12 protein-coding genes are annotated in these 14,814 nt (G+C 58.8%); 1 reads left to right on the top strand and 11 read right to left on the bottom strand.

What is annotated here, in order from left to right; all coding sequences use genetic code 11:
* Position 1 precedes the first annotated feature (1 nt).
* The 9 genes from C5L12_RS05195 to C5L12_RS05155 form a co-directional block, all read right to left on the bottom strand.
* Positions 2-1,138 carry a polysaccharide biosynthesis/export family protein gene (locus C5L12_RS05195; RefSeq protein ID WP_105370950.1) on the bottom strand — a complete coding sequence of 379 codons (1,137 nt, stop codon included), beginning with the start codon at positions 1,136-1,138 and terminating at the stop codon, positions 2-4.
* Positions 1,139-1,292: 154 nt separating this feature from the next.
* Positions 1,293-2,786 (bottom strand): succinyl-CoA:acetate CoA-transferase ScpC, encoded by a 1,494-nt coding sequence (gene scpC, locus C5L12_RS05190; protein ID WP_105370949.1) that lies wholly within the window; start codon positions 2,784-2,786, stop codon positions 1,293-1,295.
* 104 nt (positions 2,787-2,890) lie between these two features.
* The gene (locus C5L12_RS05185) at positions 2,891-3,613 is read right to left on the bottom strand and encodes an ABC transporter ATP-binding protein (RefSeq protein ID WP_105370948.1); all 723 of its coding nucleotides are present in this window, start codon (positions 3,611-3,613) and stop codon (positions 2,891-2,893) included.
* The gene (locus C5L12_RS05180) at positions 3,610-4,359 is read right to left on the bottom strand and encodes an ABC transporter ATP-binding protein (protein ID WP_105370947.1); all 750 of its coding nucleotides are present in this window, start codon (positions 4,357-4,359) and stop codon (positions 3,610-3,612) included. Before C5L12_RS05180 ends, C5L12_RS05185 begins: the two co-directional genes overlap by 4 nt.
* Positions 4,356-5,372 carry a branched-chain amino acid ABC transporter permease gene (locus C5L12_RS05175; RefSeq protein ID WP_245422770.1) on the bottom strand — a complete coding sequence of 339 codons (1,017 nt, stop codon included), beginning with the start codon at positions 5,370-5,372 and terminating at the stop codon, positions 4,356-4,358. The genes C5L12_RS05180 and C5L12_RS05175 overlap by 4 nt, the downstream gene beginning before the upstream one ends.
* Positions 5,373-5,395: 23 nt before the next feature.
* On the bottom strand, positions 5,396-6,253 hold the full coding sequence (locus C5L12_RS05170; protein WP_105370945.1) for a branched-chain amino acid ABC transporter permease: 858 nt from the start codon (positions 6,251-6,253) through the stop codon (positions 5,396-5,398).
* A gap of 177 nt (positions 6,254-6,430) precedes the next feature.
* Complete coding sequence (locus C5L12_RS05165) at positions 6,431-7,609, bottom strand: ABC transporter substrate-binding protein (protein ID WP_105370944.1); 1,179 nt, start codon at positions 7,607-7,609, stop codon at positions 6,431-6,433.
* Positions 7,610-7,897: 288 nt separating this feature from the next.
* Positions 7,898-9,109, bottom strand: coding sequence for a LysR family transcriptional regulator (locus tag C5L12_RS05160; RefSeq protein WP_245422769.1), 1,212 nt, complete (start codon positions 9,107-9,109; stop codon positions 7,898-7,900).
* A gap of 100 nt (positions 9,110-9,209) precedes the next feature.
* Entirely contained in the window at positions 9,210-10,385 is a 1,176-nt protein-coding gene (locus C5L12_RS05155) for an ABC transporter substrate-binding protein (protein WP_105370943.1), read from the bottom strand.
* Positions 10,386-11,098: 713 nt separating this feature from the next.
* Here C5L12_RS05155 and C5L12_RS05150 point away from each other — a divergent pair.
* Positions 11,099-11,830: an alpha/beta hydrolase gene (locus C5L12_RS05150; RefSeq protein WP_245422768.1), complete on the top strand. Its 732-nt coding sequence runs from the start codon at positions 11,099-11,101 to the stop codon at positions 11,828-11,830.
* A 61-nt stretch (positions 11,831-11,891) separates the two neighbouring features.
* Here the strand turns inward: C5L12_RS05150 and C5L12_RS05145 are convergent, their stop codons facing one another.
* Complete coding sequence (locus C5L12_RS05145; protein WP_105370941.1) at positions 11,892-13,709, bottom strand: DEAD/DEAH box helicase; 1,818 nt, start codon at positions 13,707-13,709, stop codon at positions 11,892-11,894.
* A gap of 250 nt (positions 13,710-13,959) precedes the next feature.
* Entirely contained in the window at positions 13,960-14,814 is an 855-nt protein-coding gene (nadC, locus tag C5L12_RS05140; RefSeq protein ID WP_105370940.1) for a carboxylating nicotinate-nucleotide diphosphorylase, read from the bottom strand.

Raw genomic sequence — 14,814 nt, 5'->3', positions numbered from 1 at the left:
TCTAGTTCGAGCCTGGAAGCGGAGCCGCCGCCGTCGGCGCACTCTTCTGGTATACGGTAAACAGCTTTGCGAAATCCACCAGGCCGGAATTGCTGGCGTATAGAATGTCGCCATCCATGACTTTGAACTGCTGCATCAGCGCCAGATTAGAGACATCGTTCAGATCTACCCGGTAGATCGCCGGCTTGTTGGTCACGAAGGGCGCACCAGGATTTTTGGCGGCATTCACCGCTGCGGCCTGGGTGAAGACGGGCTGATTGCGCAGAACGTAAAAATTGCTCGCGTCAGCGCGATCGTCGAGCAAGCCGCCGGCTCGGCCAAGCGCCTGTGCCAACGTCAGCTTGCCCGGCTCGAATTCGAATTCGCCAACACTCTTGAACGCGCCGAAGGCGGTAAAGGTCACAGCGTCCTTTCCGATGTAAAGCTGATCGTCGGGCAGGAGATGGACGTTCTGCCGGTCCTCGTTCAACACCCGCTCAAGCGGTGCGCTGGCACGCTGCTTGCCGCGAATAAGCGTCACTGTTGCAGCGCTTGGTGCAGACGATGCTCCCCCGGCAAGCGCGATCGCATCGAGCACCTTTTCCCTGCGGGCCGTGAGGGGGAAGCGTCCGGCCGAGCGGACATCGCCATTGACGGTAAAGCCGCTCGTCGGTTTGTCGACAACCGTAACGATTGCCTGCGGGTTGACGGCCGATCCTTTTAGTCCGGTAACAATGCGTGCCTGCAGGGCCTCGGGCGACGATTCGAGCACACGTTGCCGCCCCACAAATGGGAGAGTTACAGTTCCGGCCGAGTCGACTGTGAAACGACCAAGATTGAGGGTTTTGCTCTGGGTCGAGGAGAAAAGTCCCTCTTCACCGGTGTCGAGAATCGTCACCTCGATGACGTCGCCGCGACGCAACCGGTTGTCGGCAAAACCGCCGGAGCGCATAACACTAAGGCCCGGATCCGCCCCCGAATAGGCAAGCGGAGATACGGCCACGGGATCCATCGGCGCGTCGGCAAGCCTGACGACACGGATTTTTTCATTCGTTCGGGGATCGGTAGCGCTATAGAAACTGCCGGCCGTCGGGCCATCCGATGGGCGTGCGCACGCAGCGAGAACCGCGACAAAGACGAAGGGCACCAGCTTCCGCATCACCTATCCTATGGCAGTGTTCTGATGATTCAGAGAAATACCAATCTGGATTCCGGCGACAACATCTGGTTGCTAAAAAAATTGATTTGTGACGACAACAAGGCATTGAATGTGGCTTATCGGCAACCCTACCGAGCGGGGAACCGAGACCTCTTCACCCGAGGCGCATCGTACCGGTTTTACGGCTTTGCTCATGCCATGCGAAAGCTTCGTCGAGGAGATGAGGAGTTTGCCCGCCTCTAGCACAGGCACGGGTGAAATAGTCTGATAGACGGTCGCGGAAATCGGGATGGGCACAGTTGGCGATGATCCGCTCCGCGCGTTCGCGTGGCGCCAGTTCTCGTAAATCCGCCAGCCCATGTTCGGTCACGATGATATCGACATCGTGCTCGGTATGATCCACATGGGGCACCATTGGAACCACGGAAGAAATGCGACCTCCTTTCGCCACGGACTTGCTGACGAAGATGGAAAGATACGCGTTGCGGGCAAAATCGCCGGAGCCGCCGATGCCGTTCATCATGTGCGTGCCATTCACATGGGTTGAATTGACGTTGCCATAGATATCGACCTCGAGAGCGGTGTTGATGCCGATGACCCCCAGCCGGCGGATCACCTCCGGATGATTGCTGATCTCCTGGGGGCGAAGCACCAGCTTGTCCCTGTATTTGTGGAACTGCCCAAAAACTCTCTCGGCACAGGCGGCCGACAGGGTAATGGAGGAGCCGGACGCGAAGGTCAGTTTCCCGGCGTCAAAGAGATCGAAGGTGCTGTCCTGCAGCACCTCGCTATACATCCGCAGATGGTGGAATGGCCCGGCGGCCAGCCCGGTCAGAACTGAGTTTGCGATCGTGCCGATCCCGGCTTGCAGAGGCTGCAGCGTCAGGTCCAGACGCCCGTCCTTGATCTCCTGCTCCAGAAAACGAATCAGATGCTCGGCAATCGCATCCGTGTCGGCATCGGCAGGCTCGACCGTCGAGAAACTGTCCTTCTCGTCGGTTACAACGATCGCTACGATCTTCTCCGGATCGATAGGCACATAAGGGAAGCCTACACGGCTATCGCAGGCGACTACCGGGATAGGCACGCGGGACGGTCGCTTTGTCGGCGTATAGATGTCGTGCAGGCCTTCTAACTCGGCGAGTTGGCTAAGATTGATCTCGACAATGATATTTTTTGCCAGGATGGCGAAACTTGCGGAGTTGCCGATCGAAGTGGAAGGGACGAGATAGCCTTCCTCGGTAATCGCAGCCACTTCTACAACCGCATAGTCGATGGGACCAAGCTGGTTCGACCGCAGGTGTTCGACGGTTTCCGAAAGATGCTGATCTATGAACATCACCTCGCCGCGGTTGATAGCGGCGCGCAGTGTCGCATCGGACTGGAAAGGGATCCGGCGAGCCAGAACGCCCGCCTCCGTCAGCATGCGGTCGATATCGTGACCCAGCGAGGCGCCGGTGATCAAGGTAATCTTGAAGGGATCGGTTTTCGCCCGCTCCGCCATCGCGATCGGCACAGCTTTGGCATCGCCGGCGCGGGTGAAGCCACTCATGCCGATGATCATGCCATCCTTGATCAGGCTGGCTGCCTTTTGCGGCGTGGTTATACGATCGAGAAGCGAGGGGCGGCGAATACGGGTTTCGAGCATGGCAACATTCTGATGACTGAACGGCGAGACCTTTAGACAGCTTGTCTATGCCTCTCATTGACCAACGTCAAAGCTGAAGCAGGCTCGCTTAGCCTCATATTCCTTCAGTGCCTTGCACCACCCTTCTCCACTCCGAGATGCTGGCCAAGCACCGCCTCGTCGGCAAGCAACTCGGCGCTGGTGCCCTGGTAGACGATTGCGCCGCGATCTAGAATGACTGCCTCGTCGGAAAGAGGCAGGACCTTGCGTGCCTTCTGCTCGATGATGATCGCCGACATACCCTCGCCCTGGGTAATTCGCTGGATCGCAGCGAGCAGCTCGTCGACGATGATCGGCGCCAGACCTTCGGTCGGTTCGTCAAGCAATAACAGTCTGGGATTGACCATCAAGGCGCGGCCGACTGCCAGCATCTGCTGTTCTCCGCCGGACAGCTGATTGCCAAGGTTTTTGCGCCTCTCCTTCAAGCGGGGAAACATGCCGTAGACACGCTCGACATTCCACACCCCGGGACGCGCGATTGCGGTGAGATTTTCCTCGACTGTCAGAGACTTGAAAATGTTGCGCTCCTGCGGCACCCAGCCGATGCCTGCGGCAGCTCTCCTATCGGCCCTGAGCTTGGTGATATCGCGGCCCATCAGATGGATCGACCCGGAATGATGTGTCGTAACCCCTGCAAGCGTATTGACGAAGGTCGTCTTTCCTGTGCCGTTACGGCCGAGCAGCGCCAGTGTCCGACCTTCGGCAATCGTCAGGCTTATGCCGGCAAGCACACTCGCCTCACCGTAGCCCGCAACGAGTTTTTCTGTCACCAGAACCGGCGCGCTCATGCATTTTCCCCGAGATACACGGCCTTGACGCGCGGATCGGCGGAAATTTCCGCGACCGTGCCTTCTGTGAAGAGCGCGCCAGCAACCAGAACAGAAATGCGGTTGGCAAACGAGAAGACCAGATCCATATCGTGCTCGATCAGAAGCACCGTCACGTCGCTCGGCAGGTCCGAGACGATCGCCAAGACCTCGTGCCGTTCGTCTTCGGGCACGCCGGCCGCCGGCTCATCAAGCAACAGGACGCGCGGCCTGGAAGCGAAGGCGAGCGCGATTTCCAACAGACGCTGCTTGCCGTATGGCAAAATTACGCTTCGCTCGCCCATCACCGAAGCAAGACCAAAACGAGCCAGAAGCGCTGCCGCTTCATCCACGACGGCGCCGTAGCCAGCAATCGAAGTCCACAAATTGTGGCCGATCCCTTGCCGTTCGGCGATTGCCAATGCGACCGTCTCAAGTGGGGTAAAGTCGTTAAAGAGCTGATTGATTTGAAAGGTCCGGGTTAGTCCACGCTTGACCCGGCGGAAGGACGCGAGCGAGGTGATATCCTCCCCTTCCAGGAAGACCTGCCCTTCGGACGGCGGCAGAACACCCGTCAACAGATTGATCAGGGTAGTTTTGCCGGCCCCGTTCGGTCCGATGAGGGCGTGGCGGGCGCCACGTTCCACCTTGAGGCTCACGTCATTGGTTGCGAGGAATGCCCCGAAACTGCGCTTCAAGTTTCTGGTCTCGAGAACGATATCGCTCATCTGCCTTCCTCCTTCGATTTCGAAAGATGCTCCGGCAGATACTCAATCCACCGCGCCAGGCGGTCGCGACCGACCAAAACCAGAACGACAAGGATCAGCCCGATATAGAACATCCAGTACTGCGGTGTGACGATCGAGAGCCAGTCTTTCACCAAGGTGAATAGAACCGCCCCGAAGATGCCTCCGTAGAGGTAACCGGTGCCGCCGATCGTCAGCACGAGCAGCACGTCGGCAGAGCGGTGGAATGCCAGCACGTCCGGCGACACGAAGCTTGTCGTCTGGGCCAGCAATGCACCCGCCATGCCCGCGAACACGGCAGCGATGGTGTAGACCGTCACGATGCGCTTGCGAGCCGGGATTGCGATCATTCCCGCCCGCATCGGGTTTGCCTTGATGGCCTTCAAGGAGAGCCCGAACGGCGAAAAGGCAAGGCGTCGCATCAGCATCGTACCGACGAACAGAACGACAAGGCAATAGACATACCCGGTCTTGCCGAAGAGATCGAACTCGAACATCCCGAGAATTGGGCCAAGCGAAAAGCCGCTGAGGCCGTCCGCACCACCGGTCAGCCATGCCATCTGATTAGCCATTTCCGCCATCATCAAGCCGATGCCAAGCGTCGTCATCAGGCGCGTCAGATCCGAACCCCGCAGAATCAGAAAGCTCGTAATGAAGCCGAGCAGACCGGCTCCGATGCCCGCCGCCAAGAGCCCCACCACCGGCTCCGCCACGTAATGCAAAGCAACCAGGCCGGCGATATAGGCTCCCAGGCCGAAGAACGCGGTATGACCGAGCGACACGATACCGGCAAAACCGAGAACCAGATCCAATGAGACGGCAAACAACGCCAGGATGGCGATCTCGGTCAGAATCAACATCTTCGACGGCAGCACAAAAAAGGCGGCAATCGCGGCAAGCCAGACGATGATTTCATAAAAGCGCACGCGGCTCCTGCGCTTCATCAGCTTGGCGGCACGGCTCGCTGCCGCAGTCGGGGATGACGTCGCAACCATGGTCGCTTCCTGTGGGAGAACACTCATCGGCCACCTCTGGCGAAGAGACCGTTCGGACGAACGATCAGCATCACGATCATCAGCGCGTAGATCACAAACGGCCCGATGGCGGGAACGTAATATTTGCCGGCAACATCGGCGATACCGAGCAACATGGCGGCAAGGAACGGACCGGAGACGGTCGAGGTACCGCCAACCGATACGACGATCAGAAAATAGATCATGAACTTCAACGGGAAATTCGGATCGAGACCCAGAATTTCCGCACCCATCGCGCCGCCGAGCCCGGCCAGACCGGAACCGAAGGCGAAGGTCAGCGCGAAAACCAGCGGCACATTGATGCCAAGCCCCATTGCGACCCGGCGGTCGTCGACAGCGGCGCGCAACCGGCTTCCAAAGCGGGTCTTGGACAGGATGAGCTGCAGGGCGAGAGCAAGGGCTGCGCAGACAATGATGGTGAAAAGCCGATATCGACCAACTCCTACACCGAATACGTCCATCCTGCCGGAAAGCTCCGGCGGAAGATTGATAAGCTGCTGCTGGCCGCCCATGAAATAGTCGGTCGCCGCAACCGCCATGAACACGATCCCGATCGAAAACAGAACCTGATCAAGATGGCTGACCTGATAGAGCCATTGGTAGAGCGTCCGCTCCAGCACCAACCCGATCAGCGCCGAGACGATGAAGGCTGCCGGCAAGCACCAATAAAAGGATATGCCATAGCGGTTCATCATTACGACGGTTACATAGCCGCCCGCCATGGCAAAGGCACCATGTGCGAGGTTGATGAAATTCATCAGGCCAAGCGTCACCGTCAACCCGCAGGCCAAGATGAACAACAACATACCGTAGGCGACGCCATCGAACAGGATTGTCAGCATTTGGATCTTCTTTGGGACCGATCATTGACGCTTTCAGGAAGCCTATGATCGCAGGATTTAGCGCGACCGACCATGGCCCTTATCGCCGGAGCCACGGTCGTGATCGAAGATGGCAGGCTTCGCGGCAAAGGGAAGAAGCTGCGGCTCCAGTCCCGCCGCCTGCCGCTGAAGCAGAACTTATTTCGCTTCTGCCTTTTCCGGATCCTTAAGCGCGGCAAATGTCTTGAACTCGACGTTTTGCAGTTCGCCGTTCACGTCCTTGACTTCCCGTATGTAGATATTCTGGATGATGTCGCGGGTATCGGGATCGATCGAGACGGGGCCGCGAGGGCTCGTCCAGGAAAGCCCCTTGACGGCTGCCATGAAAGCCGGGCCGGTCGCATCGCCCTTGGTCTTTTCGAGCGCCGCATAAATCAGCGCCATGCCATCATAACCGCCAACCGACATGAAGTTCGGCCGCATGTTATTGTTGGCCTTCTTGAAAGCTTCAACATAGGCCTTGTTTTCCGGGCTGTCATGCGCGGTGGCATAAAAGTGGCCCGTGATGGTGCCGATCGCCGGTTTGCCCATGCTGTTGAGGATGTCGTCGTCGGTGACGTCGCCAGTTGCAATCAGCTTGATGCCGGCCTCGGCAAGGCCACGGTCGGCGAACTGTTTCATGAACAGCGAGCCAACGCCGGATGGCAGGAAAACGAAGACTGCGTCAGGCTTTGCATCGCGCACCCGCTGCAGGAAGGGCGCAAAGTCCGGATTCTGCAACGGGACCCGCACCGCTTCGACGATTTCGCCGCCCTTGGATTTGAACTCCTTGGTGAACCACTTTTCCGCATCGATGCCCGGACCGTAGTCCGTTACGAGCGTCACCACCTTCTTGATACCGTTTTCGGCCGCCCAGGTTCCTACGGGAAGGGAATATTGAGGCAAGGTGCCCGAGGTGCGAGTGATGTATTCCGATGCCTTGGTGATCGAGGCCGTACCGGCGGCCATCACCACCGTCGGCACCTTCGCCTGGGTCGCGACCGGTGCGACCGACATCGCAAGTGGCGTCAGACCGAACCCGGCAAGCACTTTCGCGCCGTCATTGACGACCAGTTCCTGCGCAATTCTGCGCGTCTGGTCGGCGACCCCGGCATCATCGCGGATGATCAACTCGATCTTCTTGCCCGCAACCGTATCGCCATGAGTTTCGATGAAAGTCTTGACGCCGGCCGAAACCTGCCTGCCCGTCGATGCAAACGGGCCTGTCATCGGCAGGATGAGACCTATTTTTACCGCTTCCTGCGCCGCTGCCGGAAACTGCGCAAGGCAAGCAAGTGCCGCGCTCGCAGCAGCAAGCAATGTTCTTCTGTTGAGCATACCTTCCCTCCTCCTCTTGAATGCTTAGATCCCGTGCAGACACCCAAGGACTGCCGAAAACGAACCAGTTGGTAAACCTGCAGCTCCCTCGCGGGCTTGTCCGAGATTGGTGGCGGCAGTCACCGCAAGATGCTTTGATGCCCCACTATCTTTACTTTCCTCAACTTAGCAACCCGAGAGATCACCGCTTGGCAGATTGTGTCGGCATCATCCGAATTTCTTCCGTTCATCCTAAACGCGCGTTTCATTTCTCGTTAATCAGATCATCTGCCCGGGCATAATTTTTCGTTATAGATCCCTTTCCGGCGGCGTCGGCAAAAGTTCCAGAAAAGTTCTCTGAGCGGCCGTGGGCAACCAGTCTTTACGCACGGTCACCCCAATCGGTCGAGACGTCTTGCTCATATCAAACGGCAGGGCCTGCATGAGGCCTCGCGCTATCTCCGCTTCCGCCTGAAGTCGGGACGTGCAGCCCAGATGTTCGGAAGTGTCCAGGAGTTCACGCATCAGGATAAGTGATCCCGTCTCCACGATATTCTTTGGCGCCCCACCTTCGGCATCGGAAAAAATCTGGTCGAAATAGCGCCTGATGGGCGTTCCCTTCTGGGCCACGACCCAAGGGAAGCTCGTCAAATCTTCGATTGCAATTTCACGCCGACCTGCCAGCGGGTGGCTGCAGCCTGAAACGAGTACGATCGTATCATGAAACAGCACTTTTTGTTCCACGTCGCCGATGGGTGGAGGATCTCGCAAGGCTCCGAGCAAGAAATCGACATCCCCACGGCGAAGAGCGGTTAAAAGATCGCCGTAGGGGCCTTCCTGTATCTGAATGGGCAGATTGGGGCGAAACTTCCGAAAGCTTGCGATCGCTTTCGGCAGCAGGTAGGATTTTGCCAGCGGAGTTGCCCCGATAACAATCCGTCCGATCTCGGCGGCAGTCAATTCGGCAAGATCGGCATCGGCCTGCTCCAATTCAAGCAACGCGAGCCGGGCAGCCTGCGCCAGAGCTTGCGCCGGTCGTGTCGCGACGAGGCCATAGGGGGTTCGCTCGAAAAGCGGGCGAGCCGCCACTTCCTCAAGCTGGCTTACTGCGCGATATACCGCAGGCTGGCTGAGGCCCAATTGCCGGGCGGCCAGCGTGAAATTTTCCGTTTCCCTCACCGCGATCAAGGCTTTCAGCTGGGAAGTCGTCGCCGTGACACGCAGTCTTGGCGACAGTTCCGATAACGCAGGGTCCAGATAGCCAAAGGCACGCTCGACACGCCTGGCGAGCACCTCCCCGGCCGAATTGGCAAAAATACGCTGTGGCGTGCGGGAAAACAGCATCAGCCCAGCCGTCTTTTCGATCTTCGACAGGGCTTGCGTAACAGCAGGCTGCGATACGAAACAGAGTTCAGCAGCCTTTGTAATCGAACCGGTATCGATGACCGCGAGAAACGCCCTGAGATGCCGCAGGCTGTGCTGCTGAATCTTGGATTCAGAGAGGATGGGCGGAGACATCATGGCGCCAATCATCTACGGGAACTGCCGTCCAGGCTCAAGCAGCGGCGCATCCTCTTTCATCGATCGGATGGCGGCAGACCCGCCATCCGATTGCGCTGCGTTACTTGGCCGCCGCATTGGGATCCTTGATCTTGGGATAAGTCGCAAACTCGACATTGTAGAGTTCGCCATTCACGTCCTTGACCTCACGCATGTAGATATCTTGAACGATATCACGGGTATCCGGATCAATCGCGATCGGGCCACGCGGGCTTGTCCAGGACATGCCCTTCATGGCATCGACGAGCTTTGCCCCATCGGTGTCGCCATTTGTCTTCTTGAGGCTTTCATAAGCCAGATGGATGGCATCGTAACCGCCGACCGACATGAAATTCGGCCGCATGCCCTTGTTGGCCTTTTTCACCTGCTCGACGAAGGCCTTATTTTGCGGGCTGTCATGCAGAGCGGAATAGAAATGGCCGGTGATCACACCCTTTGCGGCCGCGCCAATTCCGTTCAGCAGGTCGTCGTCCGTGATATCACCGGTACCGATCAACTTAATCCCCGCATCCGCCAGACCACGCTCGACGAACTGCTTCATGAAAAGCGAACCGACACCCGACGGGACAAAAACAAAAACGGCATCCGGCTTTGAGTCACGGACGCGCTGCAGGAAGGGAGCGAAATCGGGATTGGCAAGCGGAACGCGCACGGCTTCCACGATCGTGCCGCCTTCCTTTTTGAACTGGTTGGTAAAACCCTTTTCGATGTCGATGCCCGGACCGTAGTCGGAGACTAGCGTCACGACGCGCTTCAGATTGTTCTGCACCGCCCAGGTGGCGACCGGGACCGCCGATTGCGGGCCGGCCATCGAGGTGCGGACAAAATACTGCGACTGCGGCATGATCGCCGAGGTCGTGGCCGATGTGATGATAGCCGGGACCTTGGCCTGGTTAAGGACCGGTGCAACCGACATGGCAAGCGGGGTCAAACCGAAGCCCATCAACATCTTGACCCCGTCGTTGACAACGAGTTCCTGGGCAATACGGCGCGTCTGATCGGCAACGCCGGCATCGTCGCGCAGCACGACTTCAACTTTCTTGCCTGCCACGGTATCGCCGTTGAGGGCCATGTAGGCTTTCACGCCCGCCTCGACCTGGCGGCCGGTGGATGCGAACGGTCCGGTCATCGGCAGGACGAGGCCGATCTTGACCACCTCCTGGGCGACGGCCGGCAGAGCCGCCATCGTGCCCAGCGCAACGCCTGCAGCGGTAATAAGTGTTCTTCTGGTAATCATCTTCTTCCTCCTCCTAAGACGAACCATCGAAAGCTCTTGTCGGGCGGCATCCTCCTCAAGAGCGCCCTTTAGATTGCCCCAACAGACGCCGCATGCTCAACGACGATCGATTGGGCATGGGAATAATGGCGTCGACGCCGGCATCCTCATCCTATTCTGTAGACACCGCTCTTTGTATACACACCCCCGTAATCTTCCTCCGCAACAGACCCCGCAAATTCATGCAACTCCGTCTTTTCCGTAGACTCGTTGCGAACGAAATCTCGCGGGAACATCATCATGGCCGTCCGTGGGTGCCCAAGCAGCTTTCATTTCCTCACATTTCTTCCAAAGACTTAAGTCTGTATACATGAAGTGTCAATATTGACCTTTGGCGGGTGCTTTGCGCTCAAACGCATCCACCGTCGGGAACATTCCGATGACCTGCCTGTTGTCGAAGGCGATATTGGAAGGCTCATCAGGCGAATGCTGGAGCTGGAATGGAAACTGCGCCAGGGGCGATCTTTGACCAACGCGACATCCGGCGAGCGCAGATGCTAAACCGCGCGCTTGGTCTGCTTCCCCGTTATCACCCGGGCCGACGGGTAAATGCGTCCATCCTAAATACTCTGATTGGAGCGGGCCAGCGCGTTTTCCCGAAATTCCGTGCGGCTCGAGGCGTCAAGTTCGAAACGGTTGCTGCTGAAACGGGCCAGCGAAGGATAATGCTTCGAGTGCTTCGCGGCCACAGCGGCTCCGCACCGCGCGGCGTCTATCTTCATTTCCATGGAGGAGCCTGGGTTCTCGGCAACGCGCGCCTCGACGACGGGTGGAATGCCGACATGGTGCGGGCCTGCAACGTCACCGCCGTTTGCGGCGACTTTCATCTGGCTGTCGATGATCGGCTTGAGCAAACGATAGAGGACGCCGTTGCGATAACGCGGTGGGTCCTTGACCACCTTCCCGAGCTCCAGGCGGAGCGCATCATTATTGGAGGCGAGTCTTCCGGTGCTCATCTTGCCGCCATCGCGCTCATCCGTCTTGCCGCCAAGCGATCAATAAATCCGGTCGCAGGCTTCCTCTCCTTTTGCGGGGCATTCGACATGCAAGGGTCGGCAAGTCTCAGGGCGGCAGGAGAAACAAGCCTTGTTATCGACGCCCGCTCGGCACTCGAGAACCTCAAGCGGCTGACGCAAGGCATGTCGGATCACGCGCACCGTTCTGCCGAGCTTTCCCCCTGTTACGCTGATCTCAAGAAAATGCCGCCGGCGCTTTTCATCGCGGGAGCGCTCGATCCAATAGTCGATGATAGCCGCAAGATGTATGAGCGGTGGCAGGAATTCAATGGCAACGCCGAACTCATCGTCGTGCCCGAAGCTCCTCACGGATTTGAGCGCCTTCCCACATGCCTCGCATCCAAAGCCAAAGCTTATGCTCGAGAGTGGATGAAGGAACGGCTTACATAGGAGCGAGCACTCCGCCAGAAGCCTTCACTGGGTATTATGAGAACGGCATGCGAAAACAGGCCTATTCTCCTCGTCCACCTGTTTTTGGCTTCTTCTTCTGAAAGGGACGGGTGGGGCCGGGACGCTTCCCGGCGTTTTTGTTGGGCTTGCCCTTTTGCTGGAAGTCAGCCTTCGGACCTCCGGAAAATGCTTTCTTCGCCTTGGGTTGCGATCCCGCCGAGCGATCAAAATCGGGAATGCCGGGCAGTTTCACGACCTTGATGCCGCGCTCCAGCGTCTTGTCCTTGCCGATGGACTGCGCGAAGCTCTCGGCGTGATCCGCTGCGATCTCGACAAAGGTTTCCTCCGCCTGCATCTTGATGGCGCCGATTTCTGACTTGGTAAGATTGCCGTTGCGGCAGAGCATTGGGATGAGCCAACGCGGCTCGGCATTCTGCTTGCGGCCGACCGACAGCGAAAACCAGACTGCCGGGCCGAACTCTGCGCGCGGCGTGCGGGGCGTGCTGGGGAATTCGGAAGCATGACCGCCGCCTTCGCGCGGCTTGCGAGCCGCTCCCTGCTGAACCGAAATCTCTAGAAGATCTTCCGGCGCCGACTGCTTCGCGCGGTAGAGATTGACAAAGGCGGCCGCAAGCTTCTCCGCGCCGTAGGCGGACACCAATCTCGCGACCAGGTCCTGCTCTTCCTCACGCGGTGCCTCATTGAAGATCGGATCGGCCAGCAGGCGCTCCTGGTCTCGCGCGATCACCTCTTCCGCCGACGGCGGCCGCGCCCAGGTCGGCGTGATTTCGGCCCCCGCCAACAGGCGCTCGGCCTTGCGGCGAGCATTGACCGGCACGATGAGGGCGCTGATACCCTTTCGGCCCGCACGACCCGTACGACCGCTTCGATGAAGCAGGGTTTCGGAATTGGTGGGCAGGTCGGCGTGGATCACCAGATCGAGACCGGGCAGATCAATACCACGTGCGGCGACGTCGGTTGCGATGCAGACACGCGCACGGCCGTCGCGCATGGCCTGCAACGCATGGGTACGCTCATTCTGCGTCAGTTCCCCGGAAAGGGCGACTACGTCAAAATTGCGGTTGTTGAATCGAGCCGTGAGATGGTTGACGGCGGCACGCGTCGAGCAGAAGACGATGGCGTTGGTCGCATCGTAGTAGCGCAACACGTTGATGATCGCATTCTCGCGATCGGAAGGCGCGACGGCCAGGGCACGGTATTCGATATCGGCGTGCTGCTTTTTCTCTGTCGTCGTGGAAATGCGAACGGCGTTCCTCTGATAGCGCTTCGCAAGTTTGGCGATGCCGGCCGGGACGGTGGCCGAGAACATCAATGTGCGGCGATCATCGGGCGCCGACTCCAGGATGAACTCCAGATCTTCGCGGAAGCCAAGATCGAGCATCTCGTCCGCCTCGTCCAGCACCGCGACCCTCAGGTCGGAGAGATCGAGCGCATTGCGGCGTATGTGGTCGCAAATTCGGCCGGGCGTGCCGACGACGATATGGGCTCCGCGTTCGAGCGCACGCCGTTCGTTGCGGATGTCCATGCCTCCGATGCAACTGGTAATCACAGCACCAGTCACCTCGTAAAGCCAGTCGAGCTCGCGCTTCACCTGCATCGCAAGTTCCCGGGTCGGCGCTATGACGAGCGCCAGGGGATTGCGAGCCTGCCCAAAACGCTCCCGCTCGGCAAGCAAGGTCGGCGCCATGGCAATGCCGAAGGCCACAGTCTTACCCGAACCCGTTTGGGCCGAAACAAGCGCATCGGAGGCGACAAGCGCAGGATCGAGCATTGCCTGCTGAACAGGGGTAAGCGTTGAATAGCCGCGGCTCGACAACGCCTTCGCAATCGCCGGAACGGCGCCGTGGTGATCGGACATAAATTAACTTTCGGATCTAAGGCGCATGCGCCGGCGCCGCAAAGACGCGGCTAAACTTTAAGCACCTCCTACTCGGGCAACCAGCCAATGTCAAAGAGCGACTTTTGCCTATGGCAGAGCAATTCAGGTCAGCTTGATGCGTCAGCCAGTTATCTGCGATAAAACCTCGTTACTGACAGCTCGAAAACATGACCCTTAAGCGGCTCGGAGGTGCCGCCCGAGTGGTCATGATCATGCAACCGTTGCGTCTTCATGCTTCGACGAAGTCAAGTCCGATGTCGAGCGTTGGCGCGCTGTGGGTGATCCAGCCTAAGGAGAGCAGGTCGACGCCGGATGCCGCGACGGATGCCGCCGTTTCAGGCGTAATGCCGCCCGAAGCTTCGGTAATAGCGCGCCCGGCGACGAAATGCACCGCCTCGTGCAGTTGGGTCGGCGTCATGTTGTCGAGCAGCACCGCATCCACCCCGACTTCCATTGCCTCCCGAAGCTGGTCGAGCGTATCGACCTCGACTTCGACTTTTACCATATGGCCTGCGACAGACTTTGCGCGCCGGATGGCTTCGGAAACGCCCCCGGCAATGGCTATATGATTGTCCTTGATCAGAATGGCGTCATGCAGGGCGAACCGGTGGTTCATACCACCACCCGCCCGGACGGCGTATTTTTCAAGAGCCCGCAAACCCGGTGTCGTTTTGCGGGTGCAGACCACTGCGGCCTTCGTATCTTTGATCGCGCCAACGATCTTAGCCGTCACCGTGGCAATACCCGAGAGATGACCCAGGAAATTGAGCGCCGTGCGCTCGCCGGTCAGGAGTCCCCGCGATGGCCCTTCGAAGGTTGCGATGACCTCGCCCGGCTGGACGCTGCCGCCGTCCGGAACGTGGCGCGTTACCGAAATCCTGGAATCAACCAGTGCGAATGCGAGTTCAACGGCATCGAGACCGGCGACGACACCGCATTTGCGGGCAGCCATGACGACAGTCGAGCGATGATCTTCGGGTATCACCGCCGCCGAAGTCAGGTCGCCGGCAAGCCCGAGGTCTTCCATGAGAGCTGCGCGAACGGCAGGTTCGACGACAATGCGGGGAAGAGCAGCAAGGTTCAT

The sequence above is a fragment of the Neorhizobium huautlense genome (genome assembly GCF_002968575.1).
Taxonomy (GTDB): domain Bacteria; phylum Pseudomonadota; class Alphaproteobacteria; order Rhizobiales; family Rhizobiaceae; genus Neorhizobium; species Neorhizobium huautlense.
The sequence above is the reverse complement of the archived record's forward strand: the minus strand, read 5'-3'. Positions and strand labels throughout refer to the sequence as shown.

Bases quoted from the DNA above. Each gene is read 5' to 3' on its own strand.
- C5L12_RS05195 (WP_105370950.1), bottom strand. From the start codon at position 1,138: ATGCGGAAGCTGGTGCCCTTCGTCTTTGTCGCGGTTCTCGCTGCGTGC.
- scpC (WP_105370949.1), bottom strand. From the start codon at position 2,786: ATGCTCGAAACCCGTATTCGCCGCCCCTCGCTTCTCGATCGTATAACC.
- C5L12_RS05185 (WP_105370948.1), bottom strand. From the start codon at position 3,613: ATGAGCGCGCCGGTTCTGGTGACAGAAAAACTCGTTGCGGGCTACGGT.
- C5L12_RS05180 (WP_105370947.1), bottom strand. From the start codon at position 4,359: ATGAGCGATATCGTTCTCGAGACCAGAAACTTGAAGCGCAGTTTCGGG.
- C5L12_RS05175 (WP_245422770.1), bottom strand. From the start codon at position 5,372: ATGGTTGCGACGTCATCCCCGACTGCGGCAGCGAGCCGTGCCGCCAAG.
- C5L12_RS05170 (WP_105370945.1), bottom strand. From the start codon at position 6,253: ATGCTGACAATCCTGTTCGATGGCGTCGCCTACGGTATGTTGTTGTTC.
- C5L12_RS05165 (WP_105370944.1), bottom strand. From the start codon at position 7,609: ATGCTCAACAGAAGAACATTGCTTGCTGCTGCGAGCGCGGCACTTGCT.
- C5L12_RS05160 (WP_245422769.1), bottom strand. From the start codon at position 9,109: ATGATGTCTCCGCCCATCCTCTCTGAATCCAAGATTCAGCAGCACAGC.
- C5L12_RS05155 (WP_105370943.1), bottom strand. From the start codon at position 10,385: ATGATTACCAGAAGAACACTTATTACCGCTGCAGGCGTTGCGCTGGGC.
- C5L12_RS05145 (WP_105370941.1), bottom strand. From the start codon at position 13,709: ATGTCCGATCACCACGGCGCCGTTCCGGCGATTGCGAAGGCGTTGTCG.
- nadC (WP_105370940.1), bottom strand. From the start codon at position 14,814: ATGAACCTTGCTGCTCTTCCCCGCATTGTCGTCGAACCTGCCGTTCGC.